Source organism: Hydrogenophaga intermedia (assembly GCF_000723405.1).
In the GTDB taxonomy this organism is placed as follows: domain Bacteria; phylum Pseudomonadota; class Gammaproteobacteria; order Burkholderiales; family Burkholderiaceae_C; genus Hydrogenophaga; species Hydrogenophaga intermedia.
In genome coordinates this window covers 18,702-35,091 of the sequence record NZ_CCAE010000048.1, presented here as the reverse complement: position 1 = coordinate 35,091, position 16,390 = coordinate 18,702, and the positions used below count along the sequence as shown (strand labels likewise).

Genomic DNA, 16,390 nt, shown 5'->3' with positions numbered 1-16,390 from the left:
ATCTCGTTCAAACCTTTTCAGTCAAAGTGCTCAGCATAGACGAGCAAGTTGCTTGACCGTCAACGCGACAAAACCCACAAGGGTCCTCTCCCTTGCGGGCGGGGAATCCCTTGTTTTTCCTCAAGGAGTTTCCCCATGGACCGTTCCCTCATCAAATCCATGATGCCTTCGCTGGTCGCAGGCCATGTGCCCCGCAACGTGCGATCGTTCAAGTACCGCGTGTTCGATGATCAGCCGCTGTCCTCAACGCTGGGCTTTGCCATCGACCCCCAACCCTTCGACGGCAAGGTGGTCGCCGCGACCGACGAAGCCATCGTCGTCAAGCTCAAGCCTTCCGAGTTCGCGGTGCTCGATCCCAGCCTGGTGACCACGGTTCCTGCCGAAGGCGCCAAGGTGCATGTCCAACCCTATGCCCGTCGTCGCTTCGACGGACTGCGCGCGGACACGCCGGAGGTCATCACCGAGAAGACTTCGGACGGCACGCCGTACACCATCACGAGGCACATCCTCGGCTCGGCGCCGGCCAAGCTGCCCATTCCCACGCCGCAGTGCATGGAGTTGGGCCAGCTCATCGAGCAGTTGGAGGAGATGCCGGCCCCCGATCGCTTCCGGCGCATCACCCACATGCTGGTGGATGCCGGTGCCCGCGACTTCACCTGGGTCGATCCCACGCCCTCCAAGATCATCGAGACCCCGCCGGCGATCAGCTTCACGGTCTCGACCGCGAAGTTCGAGGGCCGGGTGACGATCCTCTACGACCGCGGCGGAGACACCTACGTGGTGGAACTGCACCGTCAGAACGGTGAATCGGTCGAACTGGTCGATCGGCACGACGAGGTGTATTTCGACATGCTCGGCGAAGTGCTGGAGCGGCTCATCGACGACGGGCGCTGGCGCCAGATCGACGTGAGCATCCTCGACGCGAAGGCGGCCCGTAAGCGCCAAGCCGTCCCGGCATGACGCCCCGCAGCGAAACCGGGCGGTCCTGCGGCTGACCCGAGGCATCCGCCACGGCGTTCCAGCCGTTCCGGCCGCGTGCACTACAGGCCCTTCATCCCATCGGATGGAGGCCTTTCTCATTCTTCCACACAGGAGATTTCATCCATGTCACTGCGATTCAAAGGCGCTGACCTGCGCCCCGTGCTGAGGAAGGTCTGCACAAATCGGCTTCCGATGTGCTGATGAACGCGGGAGCGCACGGACAATCGACGCCATGAAACAAGCCGACCTGGGCCTGAACCTGACAACGAAACGCACGCGCAAGCGCGAGTTCCTGGCGGAGATGGAGCGCGTGGTGCCATGGGCCGCACTTGTCGGGCTGGTCGCGCCGTATGCCCCTGAAGGCAGGCGCGGTCGCCCGCCGTTTGCGGTGGAGACGATGCTGCGCATCCATTTCATGCAGCAATGGTTCACGCTGAGCGATCCGGCCATGGAAGAGTCGCTGCACGACGTGCCGCTGTTTCGCGAGTTCGCAGGCTTGAACTGGGACACGCCGGTGCCAGACGAAACCACCATCCTTCGCTTTCGTCGCTTGCTGGAAGAACACAAGCTGGCCCCGCAGATCCTGGCGCTGGTCAACGAACTGCTGGGCGCCAAGGGCTTGATGCTGCGTGCCGGCACGGTGGTCGATGCCACGCTGACCGCCGCGCCGAGTTCGACCAAGAACGCCTCGGGCGAACGCGACCCGCAGATGAAGCAGAGCAAGAAGGGCAACCAGTGGTATTTCGGCATGAAGGCCCACATCGGGGTGGACGCCCACTCGGGCCTGGTGCACACCGTGCGCGGCACGGCCGGCAGCGTCAACGACGTGGTGGAAGCCAACACGCTGCTGCATGGTGAAGAGAGCGAAGCCTGGGGCGATGCCGGGTACCAGGGCGCCGACAAGCGCCCCGACGCCAAAGCCGGCGTGCGCTGGAACGTCGCGATGCGCCCGGGCAAGCGACGCGAGTTGGACAAGACCAAACTCGTCGACGACCTGACCGATCAGCTCGAACGCCTGAAGGCCAGCATCCGGGCCAAGGTGGAGCACCCCTTTCGGGTCATCAAGCGCCAGTTCGGCCACGTCAAGGTGCGTTACCGCGGGCTGGCCAAAAACACCGCGCAGCTGCACACGCTGTTTGCGCTGTCCAACCTGTGGATGGCGCGGCGAACTTTGATGGGAGCGCAGGCATGAGTGCGTCTGCAGACGGCCAAATGGCCGGCAAATGGGCCGAAAACGGCCCAATGCACAGCCTTGGCGCCGCTGACACCGCCAATTGGCTTGGCCTGTCGGCATCAGCACATCTCAAAGCGCATTGCGCAGACCTTACCTGACCGAAGCCATCGCCAATCAGGGGTCGTCTCAGAAAACGGAAAAAAATCGTACGCTAAGAGCCGAAGTGGGCCCTTTAGCAGCAATGCAAAGCTGCGATCAACGGGCAGGAAACATTGCCATGGTGCGCGTTGCACTCTCTCACTAGCGTCGACAGGGCCTCTTCCATCCGCGTGAGGTCCGCCATGCGTGCGCGCACATCGGCCAGCCGGTGAGCAGCCAGTTCGGCCGCCTCGCTGCAATGGGTGCCGTCCTCCAGTTTCAGGAGCTGGCCGACTTCATCCAGGCTGAATCCCAGGCGCTGGGCTGACTTCACGAACTTCACCCGCGCCACGTCCGCCTGCCCGTAGCGGCGGATGCGACCGTAGGGCCGCTCCGGCTGGGGTAGCAAGCCCTTGAGCTGATAGAAGCGGATCGTCTCCACGTTGACCCGGGCTGCCTTGGCGAAGGCCCCGATGGTCAGATTCTCTTGAACGTTCTCCATGGCGCTTGACTCCGTAGTTGACTACGGAACTAACGTTACAGCATCAAGCGAAGTCCCGGAAGGAGAACCTTATGTCGGAACCCAAGAACGGCCGCGGCGCACTGGCGACCGGCGGCGTCGCGGCCGTCCTCGCCTCGGCCTGCTGCCTCGGCCCCCTTGTCCTGGTCGCGCTCGGCTTCTCTGGCGCGTGGATCGGCAACCTGACCGTGCTGGAGCCGTATCGGCCGATCTTCATCGGCGCAGCGCTCATCGCGCTGTTCTTCGCCTGGCGCAGCATCTTCCGACCAGCCCATGCCTGCAAGCCCGGCGACGTTTGCGCCGTGCCCCAAGTGCGGACTGCCTACAAGGTGATCTTCTGGATCGTGGCCGCCCTGGTTCTGGTTGCCCTCGCGTTTCCCTACGTCCTGCCGCTGTTCTACTGAAAGGAGATCACCATGAAGAAACTCACCACCCTCACCACCCTCATCGCCCTGGCCGCCGCTCTAAGCGCGCCCGCCTGGGCTGCCACCAAGACCGTCACCCTGTCGGTGCCCGGCATGACCTGCGCCGCGTGCCCGATCACGGTCAAGACGGCTCTGTCCAAGGTCGCCGGCGTCGAGAAGGCCGAAGTCAGCTTCGAGAAGCGGGAGGCCGTCGTCACCTTCGACGAGGCCAAGACCAATGCCGACGCCTTGACCAAGGCCACCGCAAACGCGGGTTACCCGTCCAGCGTCAAGCAGTGAGGGCGTAATCATGGCCGAGGCGATCACCCTCCACATCGAAGGCATGACCTGCACGTCGTGCGCCGAGCACGTCCAGCAGGCTTTGACGAACGTGCCCGGCGTGCGCGCGGCCTCGGTGTCCTATCCGCAGCGGCAGGCCGAAATCGAGGCGGATGCAGGCGTGAGCGTGGCCCCGCTGGTTGCCGCAGTGGCCACGCTCGGCTATCGCGCACGGCTTACCGACACGCCGAACAAGCCTGCCGGCCTGCTAGACAAGGCGCTGGGCTGGCTCGGTGGCGAAACGAAGCATGTTGGCGGTGAACAAGCGCTGCACGTGGCTGTGATAGGCAGCGGCGGCGCGGCGATGGCGGCTGCCTTGAAGGCCGTGGAGCAAGGCGCCCGCGTCACGCTGATCGAGCGCGGCACCATCGGCGGCACCTGCGTCAATGTCGGCTGCGTGCCGTCCAAGATCATGATCCGCGCCGCGCACATCGTCCACCTGCGCCGCGAAAGCCCGTTCGATGCTGGCCTGCCGGCCGCAGCGCCCGCTGTACTGCGCGAGCGGCTGCTGGCCCAGCAACAAGGCCGCGTCGAGGAGCTGCGCCATGCCAAGTACGAAGGCATCCTGGCAAGCACTCCGGCCATCACCGTGCTGCGCGGCGAGGCCCGGTTCAGGGACACGCGCACGCTGACCGTGGCGACCGCTGACGGCGGCACGCACGAGGTGAACTTCGACCGCTGCCTGATTGCCACCGGCGCGAGCCCGGCGCTTCCGCCAATCCCGGGCCTTGCGGACACACCCCACTGGACCTCCACCGAGGCGCTGGAAAGCAGCTCGCTCCCCGAGCGGCTGGCCGTGATTGGTTCCTCCGTGGTGGCGGTCGAGTTGGCGCAAGCCTTCGCCCGGCTGGGCAGCCAGGTCACGATCCTGGCGCGCAGCACGCTGTTCTTCCGAGAAGACCCGGCCATCGGGGAAGCCGTAACAGACGCCTTCCGCGCCGAGGGCATCGAGGTGCTGGACCACACCCAGGCGAGCCACGTTGCCTATGCGGGCGGGGAATTCGTGCTCACCACCGGGCAGGGGGAAGTGCGCGCCGACAAGCTGCTGGTCGCCACCGGTCGCGCGCCGAACACGCGCAGCCTGAACCTTGAAGCGGCAGGCGTCGAAGTCAATGCGCAGGGAGCCATCGTCATCGACCGCGCCATGCGCACGAGCGCACCGCACATCTTTGCTGCCGGCGACTGCACCGACCAGCCGCAGTTCGTCTATGTGGCGGCGGCGGCCGGCACGCGCGCCGCGATCAACATGACCGGCGGCGACGCGGCGCTGGACCTGACGGCGATGCCGGCGGTGGTGTTCACCGATCCGCAGGTGGCGACCGTGGGCTACAGCGAGGCGGAAGCGCACCACGACGGCATCGAGACCGACAGCCGGCTGCTGACGCTCGACAACGTGCCGAGGGCGCTCGCCAACTTCGACACGCGCGGCTTCATCAAGCTGGTGGCGGAAGCTGGCTCAGGGCGGCTGATCGGCGTACAGGCGGTCGCGCCGGAAGCGGGCGAACTGATCCAGACGGCCGCGCTGGCGATCCGCCACCGGATGACCGTGCAGGAGCTGGCCGACCAGTTGTTCCCCTACCTGACCATGGTCGAGGGACTGAAGCTCGCGGCGCAGACCTTCAACAAGGACGTGAAGCAACTGTCCTGTTGCGCCGGATGAGGAAAAGGGAGGTGTTCGATGAACGCCTACAGCCGCGCCAACCGCCGCATCTACGCGGCCTTGTCCGATCCCCTGTCGGCCACCCACCGGCACCGCCTCGACGATCTGCTCAAGCGCCACGACAACGGCAAGACGACCTGGCTGGCCTGGCTGCGCCAGTCGCCCGTCAAGCCGAACTCGCGCCACATACTCGAACACATCGAGCGCCTCAAAGCCTGGCAGGCGCTCGACCTGCCTTCCGGCATCGAGCGGTCGGTGCACCAGAACCGCCTGCTCAAGATCGCCCGCGAAGGCGGCCAGATGACGCCCGCCGATCTGGCCAAGTTCGAGGCACAGCGCCGCTACGCGACCCTGGTGCGCTCGCCATCGAGGGCATGGCCACCGTCACCGACGAAATCATCGACCTGCACGACCGCATCCTGGGCAAGCTGTTCAACGCTGCCAAGCACAAGCATCAGCAGCAGTTCCAGGCGTCCGGCAAGGCGATCAACGCCAAGGTGCGGCTGGCCACCTCGATCAAGCAGGGCACGGTGACGGCCTCGCTGATGCTCAGGAAACTCGGCAGCTACCCGCGCCAGAACGGCCTGGCCGTAGCGCTGCGCGAGCTGGGCCGCATCGAGCGAACGCTGTTCATCCTGGACTGGCTGCAAAGCGTCGAGCTGCGCCGCCGCGTGCATGCCGGACTGAACAAGGGCGAAGCCCGCAACGCGCTAGCCCGCGCCGTGTTCTTCAACCGGCTGGGCGAAATCCGCGACCGCAGTTTCGAGCAGCAGCGCTACCGGGCCAGCGGCCTCAACCTGGTGACGGCGGCCATAGTGTTGTGGAACACGGTCTATCTGGAACGGGCCTCAAACGCCTTACGCGGTCACGGCCAGACTGTCGATGACGCCCTGTTGCAGTACCTGTCGCCGCTGGGCTGGGAGCACATCAACCTGACCGGCGATTACCTCTGGCGCAGCAGCGCCAAGATCGGCGCGGGCAAGTTCAGGCCGCTACGACCGCTGCAACCGGCTTAGCGTACGATTTTTTCCGTTTTCTGAGACGTCCCCAATCAGTGCCGCATTGTCCTGGTCAAGGATCAGGGCGTGTACTTCCTCGCCGAGCGTGGGGAGCGTCGCCCGGATGGGCGCCAGGCACTGCTCGCCTACGCCGTCGGATGCAACCCGGACACCGACCCGTTCGATGACTGGTGGCACCTCGCCGGCCGCGAGCTGGGCGGCGATGACTTCGCGGAGTATTTCGACCCGAAGGACGGCCTGTTCACGCGCCTCCAGCACTCGGCGGACGATCTCGTGCTTTCCGCCACCGCCACGCACCTGTCCTTAGCAGTGGTGCCTCCCGCCTGACGCGGCAACCGCCTCGCAGCCCCCGCATCGGGGGCCTTCTTTTGTTCGCACCGCCGCCATCGCCGCGCGTGCGCGTTTGTCTCCAGCCGCCGAGGCACGCCCCGCCGGCCACAACGCCGGCATGCCACCGGAGACAACCGCATGAACACGCCATCGACCTCGCCGAGGCTGCACCTCCTACCGGTGTCGCTGCGCACGGCCAATGCATTCGTTCTGTCGCACCATCGCCACCACCGCCCGGTCCAGGGCGCGAAGTTCGCCCTGGCCGTCACGCTGAGCGACAGCGACCTGATCCACGGCGTGGCCATTGTCGGCCGCCCGGTCGCGCGGCACCTGGACGCTGGAAGTCACGCGGCTGTGCACCGACGGCACACCCAGCGCCTGCAGCAAGCTCTACGGCGCGGCCTGGCAGGCGGCAAGGGCGCTGGGCTACATACGCCTGCTCACCTACACCATGCCCGACGAAGGTGGCGCCAGCCTGCGCGCCGCCGGCTGGCGGCTGGTCGGCGCGCGCGGTGGCGGCGCCTGGAGCCGTCCCGGCCGTCCGCGCGCCGATACCCCCGAGCACCTGCGCGGCGCCAAGTGCCTGTGACAGGCGCCGGGTGGCGCGGACAAAGGGAAGCGCCCGGGTGCCGATTGATTGCTGCCGCGCGCGCGAGGCCCCGCCATGCTGGCCCCATGCCTGCTGACGTCGTCAGCGACATGCCAGGCAACCATCGGTCTTCGAGGTTGCGGCGCAGTTCCCACTGCGTGACCGAGCCAGCTCGCACCGCATCCTTCCGCGAGCGGCCACCAGCCTCTGGTGGCGGATGCTTTCGCCTTATCAACCCACCGCGGGGTCACGCACCTTCCCCGCATGCGTGGGCCGGTGTGTCTCCGCTTCATCCCAATGGAGATTCACCATGAACACCACGTCCAACGAGAAATCGTATTTCGACCTCCACACCTCGGGCATCGGCTACATCCAGCGTGTCCGTGAAGTGCCCGTCCGGGGCGGCCGCCGTGCGCAGCCTTTCCTGGCATGCACCATCGCCGCGCTGGTCGGCCCCGCCCGGGACCCCAGCTACCGCTACTTCGACGTCAAGGTCTCGGGTGCCGAGGCCAAGAAGCTCGTTCAGCGCTACATCGGCGTTGACGATCCCAAGCAGCGCCCGCTGGTGCGCTTTCGCCTCGGTGACCTGTGGGGCGATGTGTACATCCGCGACAAGGGTGAGCAGAAGGGTCAGGCCGCCGCGTCCCTCAAGGCGCGACTGCTCAAGGCCGAACTGATCGACCGGGCCGAACTGGCTTCGATCGAGCAGCACGAGCTGATCACCCGCGGCATCGGCTATCTCAATCGTGTGAAGGACGTCACCCCAAAAGCTGGCGACTCGTTCCTCTCTTGCACCGTCGCGGCACTGGCCGGGCCTGTCGATGAACCGGAGTATCGGTACTTCGACACCATCGTCGCCACCCCGGAAGCCGAGCACCTGGTTCGCCGGTGCGTTCAGGCCATCGAGGGTGACCGCAAGGTGCTGATCGCCTTCCGTCTGAACGACATGAAGATCGATCCGTACATCCGCACCAAGGGTGAGCACGCCGGGGAACCGGCCGCAAGCCTGGAATCGACGCTGGTCCACATCGGTCTCATCAAGATCGACGGTACCCAGGTCTATCCGACGAGCCAGGCGCAAGCCGAGGCGTCGCCGGCCGAAGACGCATCCGCGTCCGAAGCCGACGAAGCCATCGACACTGCTGCCGACCCCGCTGCAGACCAGCCTGCCGAGCCCGCCGAGCGCGAGCCCGAGGCGCAAGTCGAGGAGCAGGAGCCGGCATTGGCTGCTTCGTTCTGATCCGGCATGGCCCCTCACGGGGCCTTGCTTTTTCCTATTCTTCAAGGAGAACCATCATGGCAGCCACACCGGCACCCGAGAAATCGGTCGCGCCCATCGTCGTCCCCGGCCAGCTCACGCTGCGCACCATTCGCGGCAAGAACGGCCCGTTCACGGTCGGCCGCCTCGCGACGCACCTCGGTACGTTCGAGGTCAAAGACCCGGAACTGGAGCAGTACCCCGAAGGGAAATACGACGGGGAATTTGTGATCCGCTACATCTTTCCGAAGTCCTACCCGGTCGGGGGCGGCATGCGGTTCGAGATCCGCGCCAGCCTCGACGGGATGACGCTCAATGGCATCGACAAACTGAGCCGCGACGAAGCCCGCAGCTTCGCCACCCAGGACGTCGATCCGCTCGATGAAGAGCAAGGGGCGCAGCCTGCGGCAACGCCGGCCAAGCCCGCCAAGGCATCCAGGCCTGCCAAGCCCGCACCCGTGCAGGCGTCCGCGGACCCGCTGGTCGATACCACGCCCTTCGGCGTGGATGCGCCACCGCCTGCTGCGGCCGCTGCCCCCGGCAGCACCGAAGACGGTGACGCCGCGCTGTTCGGCCTGCTGTGGCCGCTGGGCGAGTCCGTGAAACTGGATTCGACCATCGACCGCCGCACCCTGCGCGCGCAGATCGCCCGCCTGGGCGAGCTGGGCTACGCGCTGGACTTCAAGACGCAGGAGTGGAGCCGCCAGGCCGAACCACAAGCTGCGTGAGCAGACGCCGCATGCGCGGTGTTCTTCATCCACCTGCCGGGGTTCCTTCCCCATGCGGGGGAGGCCCTGGCCATTTTCTGGAGGTCTCCATCATGTCCACCATCGCTTGCGATACCCCGCGTTCAACGCTGGATGAACCCGCGTGGCGGGACCTTTGCAAAGCGGCCGCCGCACACGCCCAGCGCGGTTGCGGCTTGTCCTACGACCACTACGTGACGCTCTTCAGTTCGGCGATCGACGCACAGGCCAAGGTCGAAGGCGTGCATCGTGATCTCGCACCGGGCCAGTCCCTGCGCTACATCCGCTGCGATCTGCTTGAACGAAGCGGCGGCCAGTGGGGCTACAAGTCCTTGGACGAGTCCATGCACCCGTACTACTACACGTGACCGCTGTCCTATCTGGACCTCGCACCGGAGCAGTCCGCCGACTGGCGTGCAGGCGTTCGCGCCTACCACGCCCGGCGGCGCACACCCACGGCATCCGCGGCATCCGCCGCGGCGTCGATGGCCTGAGCCAGGAGGAACCGACATGGACCCGATCCTGGCAACGCTTCCGCCCTCGTTGCTGGCACTCGTTGAAGGGAGTTTGTCCAACGACGAAGTGTCCTCCGACGAGGAAATGCTGGCGTACTTCATCGACAACGGCCTCACCGAGGACCAGGCACGGCAGGCACTGACCTACCGCGACCAGTACCTCAACAACATCTACCTGGAAGGCTTCACGCCGATCACTTCGGCGGACGAGCCGCTTCACTTCAACCCGCACACCCGGCAGTTCGAGCCGGACTGAGCGGTTTTCTTCCACCCCCTGGGGCAGTACTTGCCCCAGCGGGCGGTGCTGTTCCCGTTCATCCGAGGACACCACCATGCCCGCAAACACTTCTTCCACGCTGTACCGCATCGACGAATGCCCGGACGTGATGGCCGACGCCTGCGTCGGCGATGACCAGGGCAACCTGATCTTCCTGTCCATCTGGGCGCGGGACACCGCCGTCCAGCAGTTCCTCGCTCGCCTGACCCTCGGGCGCGACGAGCAGGGACTGGACCAGTTCCACGTCATCACCGACCAGGGCGGCAGCGTCCCGGTATTCATCGGCAACGTCGATCGCCTGGAAAAGCGCATCACGCGCGCCTACCGGCGAACGCTGTTCGGTTCGCTGTCCAACGTGTGGCTGTTCGACCGACGCTGCGTCAAGCCCGACAAGGCCAACGCCAGCGCATTGGCACTGCTGCCACGTGACAGCGCCCACCGGCTTGACCGCCTGTGGATGCTGGTGCGGGACACCTGCCCGTTGCCGCTGCTCGACCACTGGCGCGAGACCGTGCTGGAACTGCTGCAAAGCCGCGAGATGCTGGCCCGCCTTCCGTTCGCCCTCGGGCCGCTGGAAGGCCATCGGCTCGCCATCGACGTGCCGGCGCTGAGCTTGGCGCTGGGCTCCCTGATCCGCAGTGACGCGCTCACCGCCTATCCCTATCCGGCCAAGATTTGGACGCCGGAAGCGGTAGCGGCTTGACTCACCCTCGGAGGCACGCCTTGGCGTGCTTCCGTCGTTCATCCCCGCCAACCAGGAGACTTCCATGGCTCTCATGTTCCCGCGGCTCGCCCGCAATTTCGCCAAAAATGGGTACTACCCGACCGACGAACCCACGCTCGAAAGAGCCCTCAACGCACTGATGCCCAGCGACGGGCCGATGTGCATCCTCGATCCCTGCGCCGGTGAAGGCGTGGCAATCGCCGAAGCCTCTCATGCCCTCGGGCGCGAACAGGCCAAGGCGTTCGCCGTCGAATTCGACGCCGAGCGGGCGCGCCATGCCCGCGGCCTGGTCGATCACTGCCTGCACGCGGACCTGATGGACACGATGATCTCCAAGCAGTCCTTCGGACTACTGTGGCTGAATCCACCGTATGGCGACCTGTCCAAGGACGTCAACGGCAACATCGGCTATCAGGGCCAGGGCCGTGCCCGCCTCGAAAAGCTGTTCTATCAGCGTTCGCTGTCGCTGTTGCAATACGGCGGCGTGCTGGTCTTCATCGTCCCCGGCTACGTGCTCGACGCGGAGCTGGTCGGCTGGTTGACGCGCCACTACACCGATCTGCGTATCTACCGAGCGGTGGAAACGCAGTTCAAGCAGGTGGTGATCTTCGGCCGCCGGGTCCGTCAGCGGGAGCTGGCACCCGATGGCGTCAAGGCCGTGCGCAATCTGCTGCTGCAGGTTGGGCTTGGCGAAGTCGAAGCCGAGGAACTGCCGAGCGAATGGCCGTTCCTGCCGTACATCGTCCCCGCCAGTCCGGCCGAGCCGGAGCATTTCTTCCGCGTGACGATGGAGCCCGAACAGTTCGCCGACGAGGTTGGCCGGCTGCAAGGCCTTTGGCCGTCGCTGGACACGCACTTGGGGACCGCGCAACAGTCGCTGCGTCCACCGGCGCGGGCCTTGTCCCACTGGCATCTCGCCCTGGCTCTGGCCGCGGGCGCGATCTCCGGCGTCGTGCGCTCCCAGACGGGGCGCGTGCTCGTCGTCAAAGGTGACACCCACAAGGACAAGACGCTCCAGCGGGAATTCACCGAACGCGAAGACGGCTCCATCGCCGAGACACGCATCCTCACCGACAAGTTCGTGCCTGTCATCCGCGCGTGGGACATGACGCCTGGCTCCCCGACACGGGGCGAGGTGTTGACCATCCGCTGATCCACCGGACGCGCTGCCGTCCTGCTGTACCACCTCGAAGGAGAAACACCATGTTCCCCAATCCATTCAAGCGGCCTGCGCCGCGCAAGCAACCCTTGTTCGCACCGAGTACGTTGAAGTTGAGCGAGAAGGTGCATTGGCTGGCTCGGCGAGGCCTGATCGACCCCTTAGCCTATGTCCAGCGCCATGTGCGCGGGGACTGGGGCGAGATCGATGAGGCCACCCGCCAAGCCAACGACGTCGCAATCCAACAGGACAACCTGATGATCTCGCAGTTCAGGATCACGCCGGACCTGGCGCTGATCGTCAAGACCAGCGAGGACCACCAGACCACGGTGGTCCAGCTTCCCGAAGAGCGCGACCTGATCTGAAGGCGCCGCCTCGTCATCCCATCCACTTGACGGAGCCACTTCACTCCGCCAGGGGTGTCGTGGCTCAATAGCCTTTCAAGGAGGAGCCCATGGCATCGCATCGGATCGAAACCTACTGCCAGCGGCTGGCATTCCCCATCGGCGCGCTCATCTTTAGCAGTGGCATCAACCGCCTAGTCACTGCGGGTCGCCTGGACCCGATTCCGTACTTCAGACGGCACACCCGTGGCGACTGGGGCGACGTGACCGCCCAGCAATGGGAGGCCAACAGCTCCGCGCTTCAATCAGGCGCGCCGCTGGAATCGCACTATGTGATCCACCCGGGACTCGCCATTCGCATCATCACCGATGCGGGGCGCAGCGTCACCGCCATCGTGCTGCCGTCCGAAGACTGAGCACGGTTCACCCGCAGGCCACTCAGGCCAGCATCTTCAACCACCTTCGGCCGCGCGCCGATTTACTTCCCACCACGGGGCATGCCATTGCCCCGCTGGGGTGGTGCATGCCCCATTTTTCATTGGAGCATCACCATGTCCCTCGATCTCGAAACCACTGCCGCTGACGCCGCGCCCGTACAGGGCGAACTGCTCGACGCGGAATCATCCCCTCTGACCCTGAGCCTTCAGGATTTCGTCGGCGAGTTCGGCGACGAACTGCTCGACGCCCTCAACAGCGCCAACCCGCCGGTCTATACCGGCCAACCGCAGGCGCAGCGGCAACTCGTCGTCGCCAGCCTCAAGCGCAAGCTGTTCCCGGCCCAGGCCGAAGTCGTCCACGCCGCCGCCGAGCTGCTGATCGACCGTGGCGAACGCGCCGCGATCGTCAATGGCGAAATGGGTTGCGGCAAGACGACCGTCGGCATCGCCACGGCCGCCGTGCTCAACGCCGAAGGCTACCGCCGCAACCTGGTGCTTTCGCCACCGCACCTTGTTTACAAGTGGCGGCGCGAGATCCAGGAGACGGTAGCGGGCGCCAAAGTTTGGGTGCTCAACGGGCCGGATACGCTCGTCAAGCTCATCAAGCTGCGTGAACAGTTGGGTGTCCAGCCCACGGGTCAGGAGTTCTTCGTCCTGGGCCGCGTGAGGATGCGGATGGGCTTCCACTGGAAGCCCGTCTTCACCCAGCGGCGCACCCGCCACGGCGACGTGGCAGCGTGCCCGGACTGCGGCACGGTCATCACCGACCTCGACGGCGAGCCGGTCAACCCGGTCGCGCTTGAAGCCGAGGAGTCCCGCAGGAAGTGCAGCCATTGCGCCGCGCCCCTGTGGACGCTGATCCGCCCGCGCAGCCTGTCCGGCAGCGACCAGTCCTCGGCCGTGCTCAAAGCCTTGAAGCGCATCCCGACGATCGGGGAAGTCACCGCGCAGAAGCTGATGCAGAAGTTCGGCGACGGTTTCCTGGCCTCGATGCTCGGCGACAACATCCACGAGTTCATCAACCTCATGGATGGCAACGGCGAGCTGGTGTTTTCCGACCGTCAAGCCACGCGCATGGAACGTGCGATGGCCAACATGGAGTTCGGCTTTGGCGAGGGCGGTTATCAACCCTCGGAGTTCATCAAGAGGTACTTGCCGCAAGGTACGTTCGACCTGCTCATCGCTGATGAAGCGCATGAGTACAAGAACGGGGGCAGTGCCCAGGGCCAGGCCATGGGCGTGCTGGCGGCGAAGGCTCGCAAGACCTTGCTGCTGACTGGCACGCTGATGGGCGGCTACGGTGATGATCTTTTTCACCTGCTGTTCCGAGCCCTTCCGGGGCGGATGATCGAAGACGGCTACCGCCCGACCACGAGCGGCAGCATGACCTCGGCTGCGATGGCGTTCATGCGCGATCACGGGGTGTTGAAGGACATCTACTCCGAGAGCACCGGCACGGCGCACAAGACGGCCAAGGGCACCAAGGTATCGGTGCGCACGGTCAAGGCCCCGGGCTTCGGCCCCAAGGGCGTCTTGCGCTGCATCCTGCCGTTCACGATCTTCCTCAAGCTCAAGGACATCGGCGGCAACGTCCTGCCGCCGTATGACGAGGAGTTCCGTGAAGTCGCGATGGACACGGCGCAAGCCGCGGCCTACCGCGATCTGGCGGGTCGGCTGACCGCCGAGCTGAAACAGGCTCTGGCGCGACGCGATACGACCTTGCTGGGTGTGGTCCTCAACGTGCTGCTGGCCTGGCCGGATTGCTGCTTCCGGTCGGAGACCGTGGTGCATCCGCGCACGCGCAACACCTTGGCGTTTGTCCCGGCTCAGTTCAACGAGTTCGAGATCAGCCCCAAGGAGCGTGAGCTGATCGACATCTGCAAAGAGGAGAAGGCGCAGGGCCGCAAGGTCCTGGCCTACACGGTCTATACCGGCACGCGCGACACCACGTCGCGCCTGCAGGTGTTGCTGGAGCAGGAAGGCTTCAAGGTGCCGGTGCTGCGCGCGAGCGTAGATGCCAGCCGCCGCGAAGACTGGATCGCCGAGCAACTGGACCGTGGCATCGACGTGCTCATCACCAACCCCGAGTTGGTCAAGACGGGGCTGGACCTGTTGGAGTTCCCGACGATCGTGTTCATGCAGTCGGGCTACAACGTGTACTCGCTCCAGCAGGCGGCACGCCGCTCCTGGCGCATCGGGCAGAAGCAGCCCGTGCGTGTGATCTACCTCGGCTACGCCGGTTCCTCGCAGATGACCTGCCTGGAGCTGATGGCCAAGAAGATCATGGTCTCGCAGTCCACCTCGGGCGACGTGCCCGAATCCGGGCTCGATGTCCTGAACCAGGACGGTGATTCCGTCGAGGTCGCACTGGCCCGGCAGCTTGTCGCCGCATGACACGTTCCACTTACGGCCCTTCGGGGCCGTTTTTTTTGCCGCTCCCGGTAAATCGGACGCTGCCTGGTTCGCATTGTTTGCTGCCGCTCGCGGCCTGAGCGGCGATGGTGAGGGCTCGATGTTTCAGGACGCCGAGCTATGTGCCCCTCTCCACCGTGGTTTCACTATCCCGAACGCCGCCTTCTGGCGGGATTTCTCGGCCTGCTGTGGTCGGTGCTGGCCGGTGGCTGCGCGACGACGACTGCGCCGGTCGCGCCCGACACCAGCGCGGAAGTCTTGGCCGCGCCTGAACCCGAGGCTTCCGAGTACATCCCGGTCGTGCGCTACGCCCGCTACACACTGGTCGAACTGGCACCCATGGCGGCGCAGCGCGACCTGTTGTTGCAGACCATCGACGTGTCCATGCCCGAGGATGCCCGCGCCACGGTCGGGGATGGGCTTCGGCACGTGCTCAAACGCAGCGGCTATGGCCTGTGCCAGACCGCGCATGCCGTGATCGAGCTGTACGCGCTGCCGTTGCCGGCGGCACACCTGCACCTCGGCCCCATGACCTTGCGCGATGCGCTGCTCACGCTGGCTGGCCCGGCCTGGGAACTGCACGCGGATGACCGCGCACGGCAAATCTGCTTCGAGCGGCCCGGCGATCGCGCGGTCGCCGAGTCCCCATCCGAGCCACCCGCCACCGAGGCGGTGCAGACGTTCCCGCTGGCACCCATGGTTTCGGGAGGCCAACCATGAACGCCCCGCAACCTGCCCAGCGATCGACCGCCGCCGTGGTGGTGCAGAGCCTGATGTGGCTCTGGTTGATCTTCCTCAGCGTCTTGGTGGCCCAGGGCTACCAGGCCCTCAGCGACCAGGCCGACCTGGAGCGGCTGGATTCCCGTCTGCAACGCCTGGAAGCGCAGGCAACTGGCTTGGCCGAGACGATCGAGGCCATCCAGCAGCGCCCGGCCGTCGCGACGGACGCTGACCTCAAAGACACCCGCCAGATTCTGGAAGCACGCGCGGCCCAGGTCGAGAAATCTCTCAGTGGCTACGCAGCGGCCGACGACCTCCAGGCGCTGCGCGCGGAGGTCGAGCAGATCAAGGCGCGCCAAGCCGCCGCACGTGCCACCGCACCCGCCCAGCGGCGCGCATCGCGGACGTCCGCCGCCTCCAAGACCGAGCTGCCGCCGCTGTCATTCCGCGTCGTCGGCGCCGAACTGCGCGCCGGCCAGCGCAGCGTGTCCGTCGCGCCGAGCACCGGGGACTTCACGCCCGCCCAACTTCAGGTGCTGCTGCCCGGGGATGCGGTCGGCCCGTGGCGCCTGCAGGCGATCGAGGGCAACACCGCAGTGTTCCAGGCCGGCAACCAGACCCGCCGCGTGGCGATTCCCTGACCG

Annotated in this window: 18 protein-coding genes and 3 pseudogenes; 20 read left to right on the top strand and 1 reads right to left on the bottom strand. The window is 65.9% G+C overall.

The features are described from left to right. Positions 1-135 precede the first annotated feature (135 nt). Together BN948_RS20360 and BN948_RS20355 are read left to right on the top strand one after the other, a co-directional pair. Positions 136-960 (top strand): hypothetical protein, encoded by an 825-nt coding sequence (locus tag BN948_RS20360; RefSeq protein WP_035623480.1) that lies wholly within the window; start codon positions 136-138, stop codon positions 958-960. Positions 961-1,213: 253 nt separating this feature from the next. Next, positions 1,214-2,173, top strand: a complete 960-nt coding sequence (locus BN948_RS20355; protein WP_035623477.1) for an IS5 family transposase — start codon at positions 1,214-1,216, stop codon at positions 2,171-2,173. Between the two features lie 214 nt (positions 2,174-2,387). Here BN948_RS20355 and merR read toward each other — a convergent pair whose 3' ends face one another. Next, a complete protein-coding gene (merR, locus tag BN948_RS20350; RefSeq protein ID WP_035623474.1) occupies positions 2,388-2,795 on the bottom strand; it encodes an Hg(II)-responsive transcriptional regulator in 408 nt (135 codons plus the stop codon). A 71-nt stretch (positions 2,796-2,866) separates the two neighbouring features. On the opposite strand from merR, the gene merT reads away from it, so the two are divergent. The 18 genes and pseudogenes from merT to BN948_RS20255 all read left to right on the top strand — a co-directional run bounded on the left by merT (position 2,867) and on the right by BN948_RS20255 (position 16,387). Then, a complete protein-coding gene (gene merT / locus BN948_RS20345) occupies positions 2,867-3,217 on the top strand; it encodes a mercuric ion transporter MerT (protein ID WP_011804695.1) in 351 nt (116 codons plus the stop codon). A 12-nt stretch (positions 3,218-3,229) separates the two neighbouring features. Further along, a complete protein-coding gene (merP, locus tag BN948_RS20340) occupies positions 3,230-3,517 on the top strand; it encodes a mercury resistance system periplasmic binding protein MerP (RefSeq protein WP_003116826.1) in 288 nt (95 codons plus the stop codon). A gap of 10 nt (positions 3,518-3,527) precedes the next feature. Continuing rightward, on the top strand, positions 3,528-5,216 hold the full coding sequence (gene merA / locus BN948_RS20335) for a mercury(II) reductase (RefSeq protein WP_003098932.1): 1,689 nt from the start codon (positions 3,528-3,530) through the stop codon (positions 5,214-5,216). Between the two features lie 18 nt (positions 5,217-5,234). Then, on the top strand, positions 5,235-5,750 hold the full coding sequence (locus BN948_RS27585; RefSeq protein ID WP_003098931.1) for a Tn3 family transposase: 516 nt from the start codon (positions 5,235-5,237) through the stop codon (positions 5,748-5,750). Continuing rightward, positions 5,714-6,232, top strand: a pseudogene (locus tag BN948_RS27580) (Tn3 family transposase); the annotation flags it as partial. The gene BN948_RS27585 and the pseudogene BN948_RS27580, both read left to right, overlap by 37 nt. A gap of 33 nt (positions 6,233-6,265) precedes the next feature. After that, positions 6,266-6,562: pseudogene (locus BN948_RS20320) on the top strand (DUF3085 domain-containing protein); the annotation flags it as partial. 141 nt (positions 6,563-6,703) lie between these two features. Then, a pseudogene (locus BN948_RS27360) lies at positions 6,704-7,154 on the top strand (XF1762 family protein). 310 nt (positions 7,155-7,464) lie between these two features. Continuing rightward, positions 7,465-8,394 carry a DUF3577 domain-containing protein gene (locus BN948_RS20310; protein ID WP_035623459.1) on the top strand — a complete coding sequence of 310 codons (930 nt, stop codon included), beginning with the start codon at positions 7,465-7,467 and terminating at the stop codon, positions 8,392-8,394. A 56-nt stretch (positions 8,395-8,450) separates the two neighbouring features. After that, positions 8,451-9,140 carry a DUF3275 family protein gene (locus BN948_RS20305; RefSeq protein ID WP_011804693.1) on the top strand — a complete coding sequence of 230 codons (690 nt, stop codon included), beginning with the start codon at positions 8,451-8,453 and terminating at the stop codon, positions 9,138-9,140. A gap of 92 nt (positions 9,141-9,232) precedes the next feature. Further along, positions 9,233-9,526 (top strand): hypothetical protein, encoded by a 294-nt coding sequence (locus BN948_RS27355; RefSeq protein ID WP_318653754.1) that lies wholly within the window; start codon positions 9,233-9,235, stop codon positions 9,524-9,526. Between the two features lie 142 nt (positions 9,527-9,668). Beyond that, complete coding sequence (locus tag BN948_RS20290) at positions 9,669-9,929, top strand: hypothetical protein (protein WP_003090124.1); 261 nt, start codon at positions 9,669-9,671, stop codon at positions 9,927-9,929. A gap of 76 nt (positions 9,930-10,005) precedes the next feature. Beyond that, complete coding sequence (locus tag BN948_RS20285) at positions 10,006-10,653, top strand: hypothetical protein (RefSeq protein ID WP_003098901.1); 648 nt, start codon at positions 10,006-10,008, stop codon at positions 10,651-10,653. Between the two features lie 40 nt (positions 10,654-10,693). Next, a complete protein-coding gene (locus BN948_RS20280; RefSeq protein ID WP_254919932.1) occupies positions 10,694-11,827 on the top strand; it encodes a DUF6094 domain-containing protein in 1,134 nt (377 codons plus the stop codon). Between the two features lie 50 nt (positions 11,828-11,877). Next, positions 11,878-12,198 (top strand): hypothetical protein, encoded by a 321-nt coding sequence (locus BN948_RS20275; protein WP_023087313.1) that lies wholly within the window; start codon positions 11,878-11,880, stop codon positions 12,196-12,198. An 89-nt stretch (positions 12,199-12,287) separates the two neighbouring features. Further along, positions 12,288-12,593 (top strand): hypothetical protein, encoded by a 306-nt coding sequence (locus BN948_RS20270; RefSeq protein ID WP_023087312.1) that lies wholly within the window; start codon positions 12,288-12,290, stop codon positions 12,591-12,593. A gap of 135 nt (positions 12,594-12,728) precedes the next feature. Continuing rightward, on the top strand, positions 12,729-15,008 hold the full coding sequence (locus BN948_RS20265) for a helicase-related protein (protein ID WP_035623449.1): 2,280 nt from the start codon (positions 12,729-12,731) through the stop codon (positions 15,006-15,008). A gap of 138 nt (positions 15,009-15,146) precedes the next feature. Further along, positions 15,147-15,746 (top strand): PFGI-1 class ICE element type IV pilus protein PilL2, encoded by a 600-nt coding sequence (gene pilL2 / locus BN948_RS20260; protein WP_023087310.1) that lies wholly within the window; start codon positions 15,147-15,149, stop codon positions 15,744-15,746. Beyond that, positions 15,743-16,387, top strand: a complete 645-nt coding sequence (locus BN948_RS20255; protein ID WP_023087309.1) for a hypothetical protein — start codon at positions 15,743-15,745, stop codon at positions 16,385-16,387. Before pilL2 ends, BN948_RS20255 begins: the two co-directional genes overlap by 4 nt. Positions 16,388-16,390: the final 3 nt, after the last annotated feature.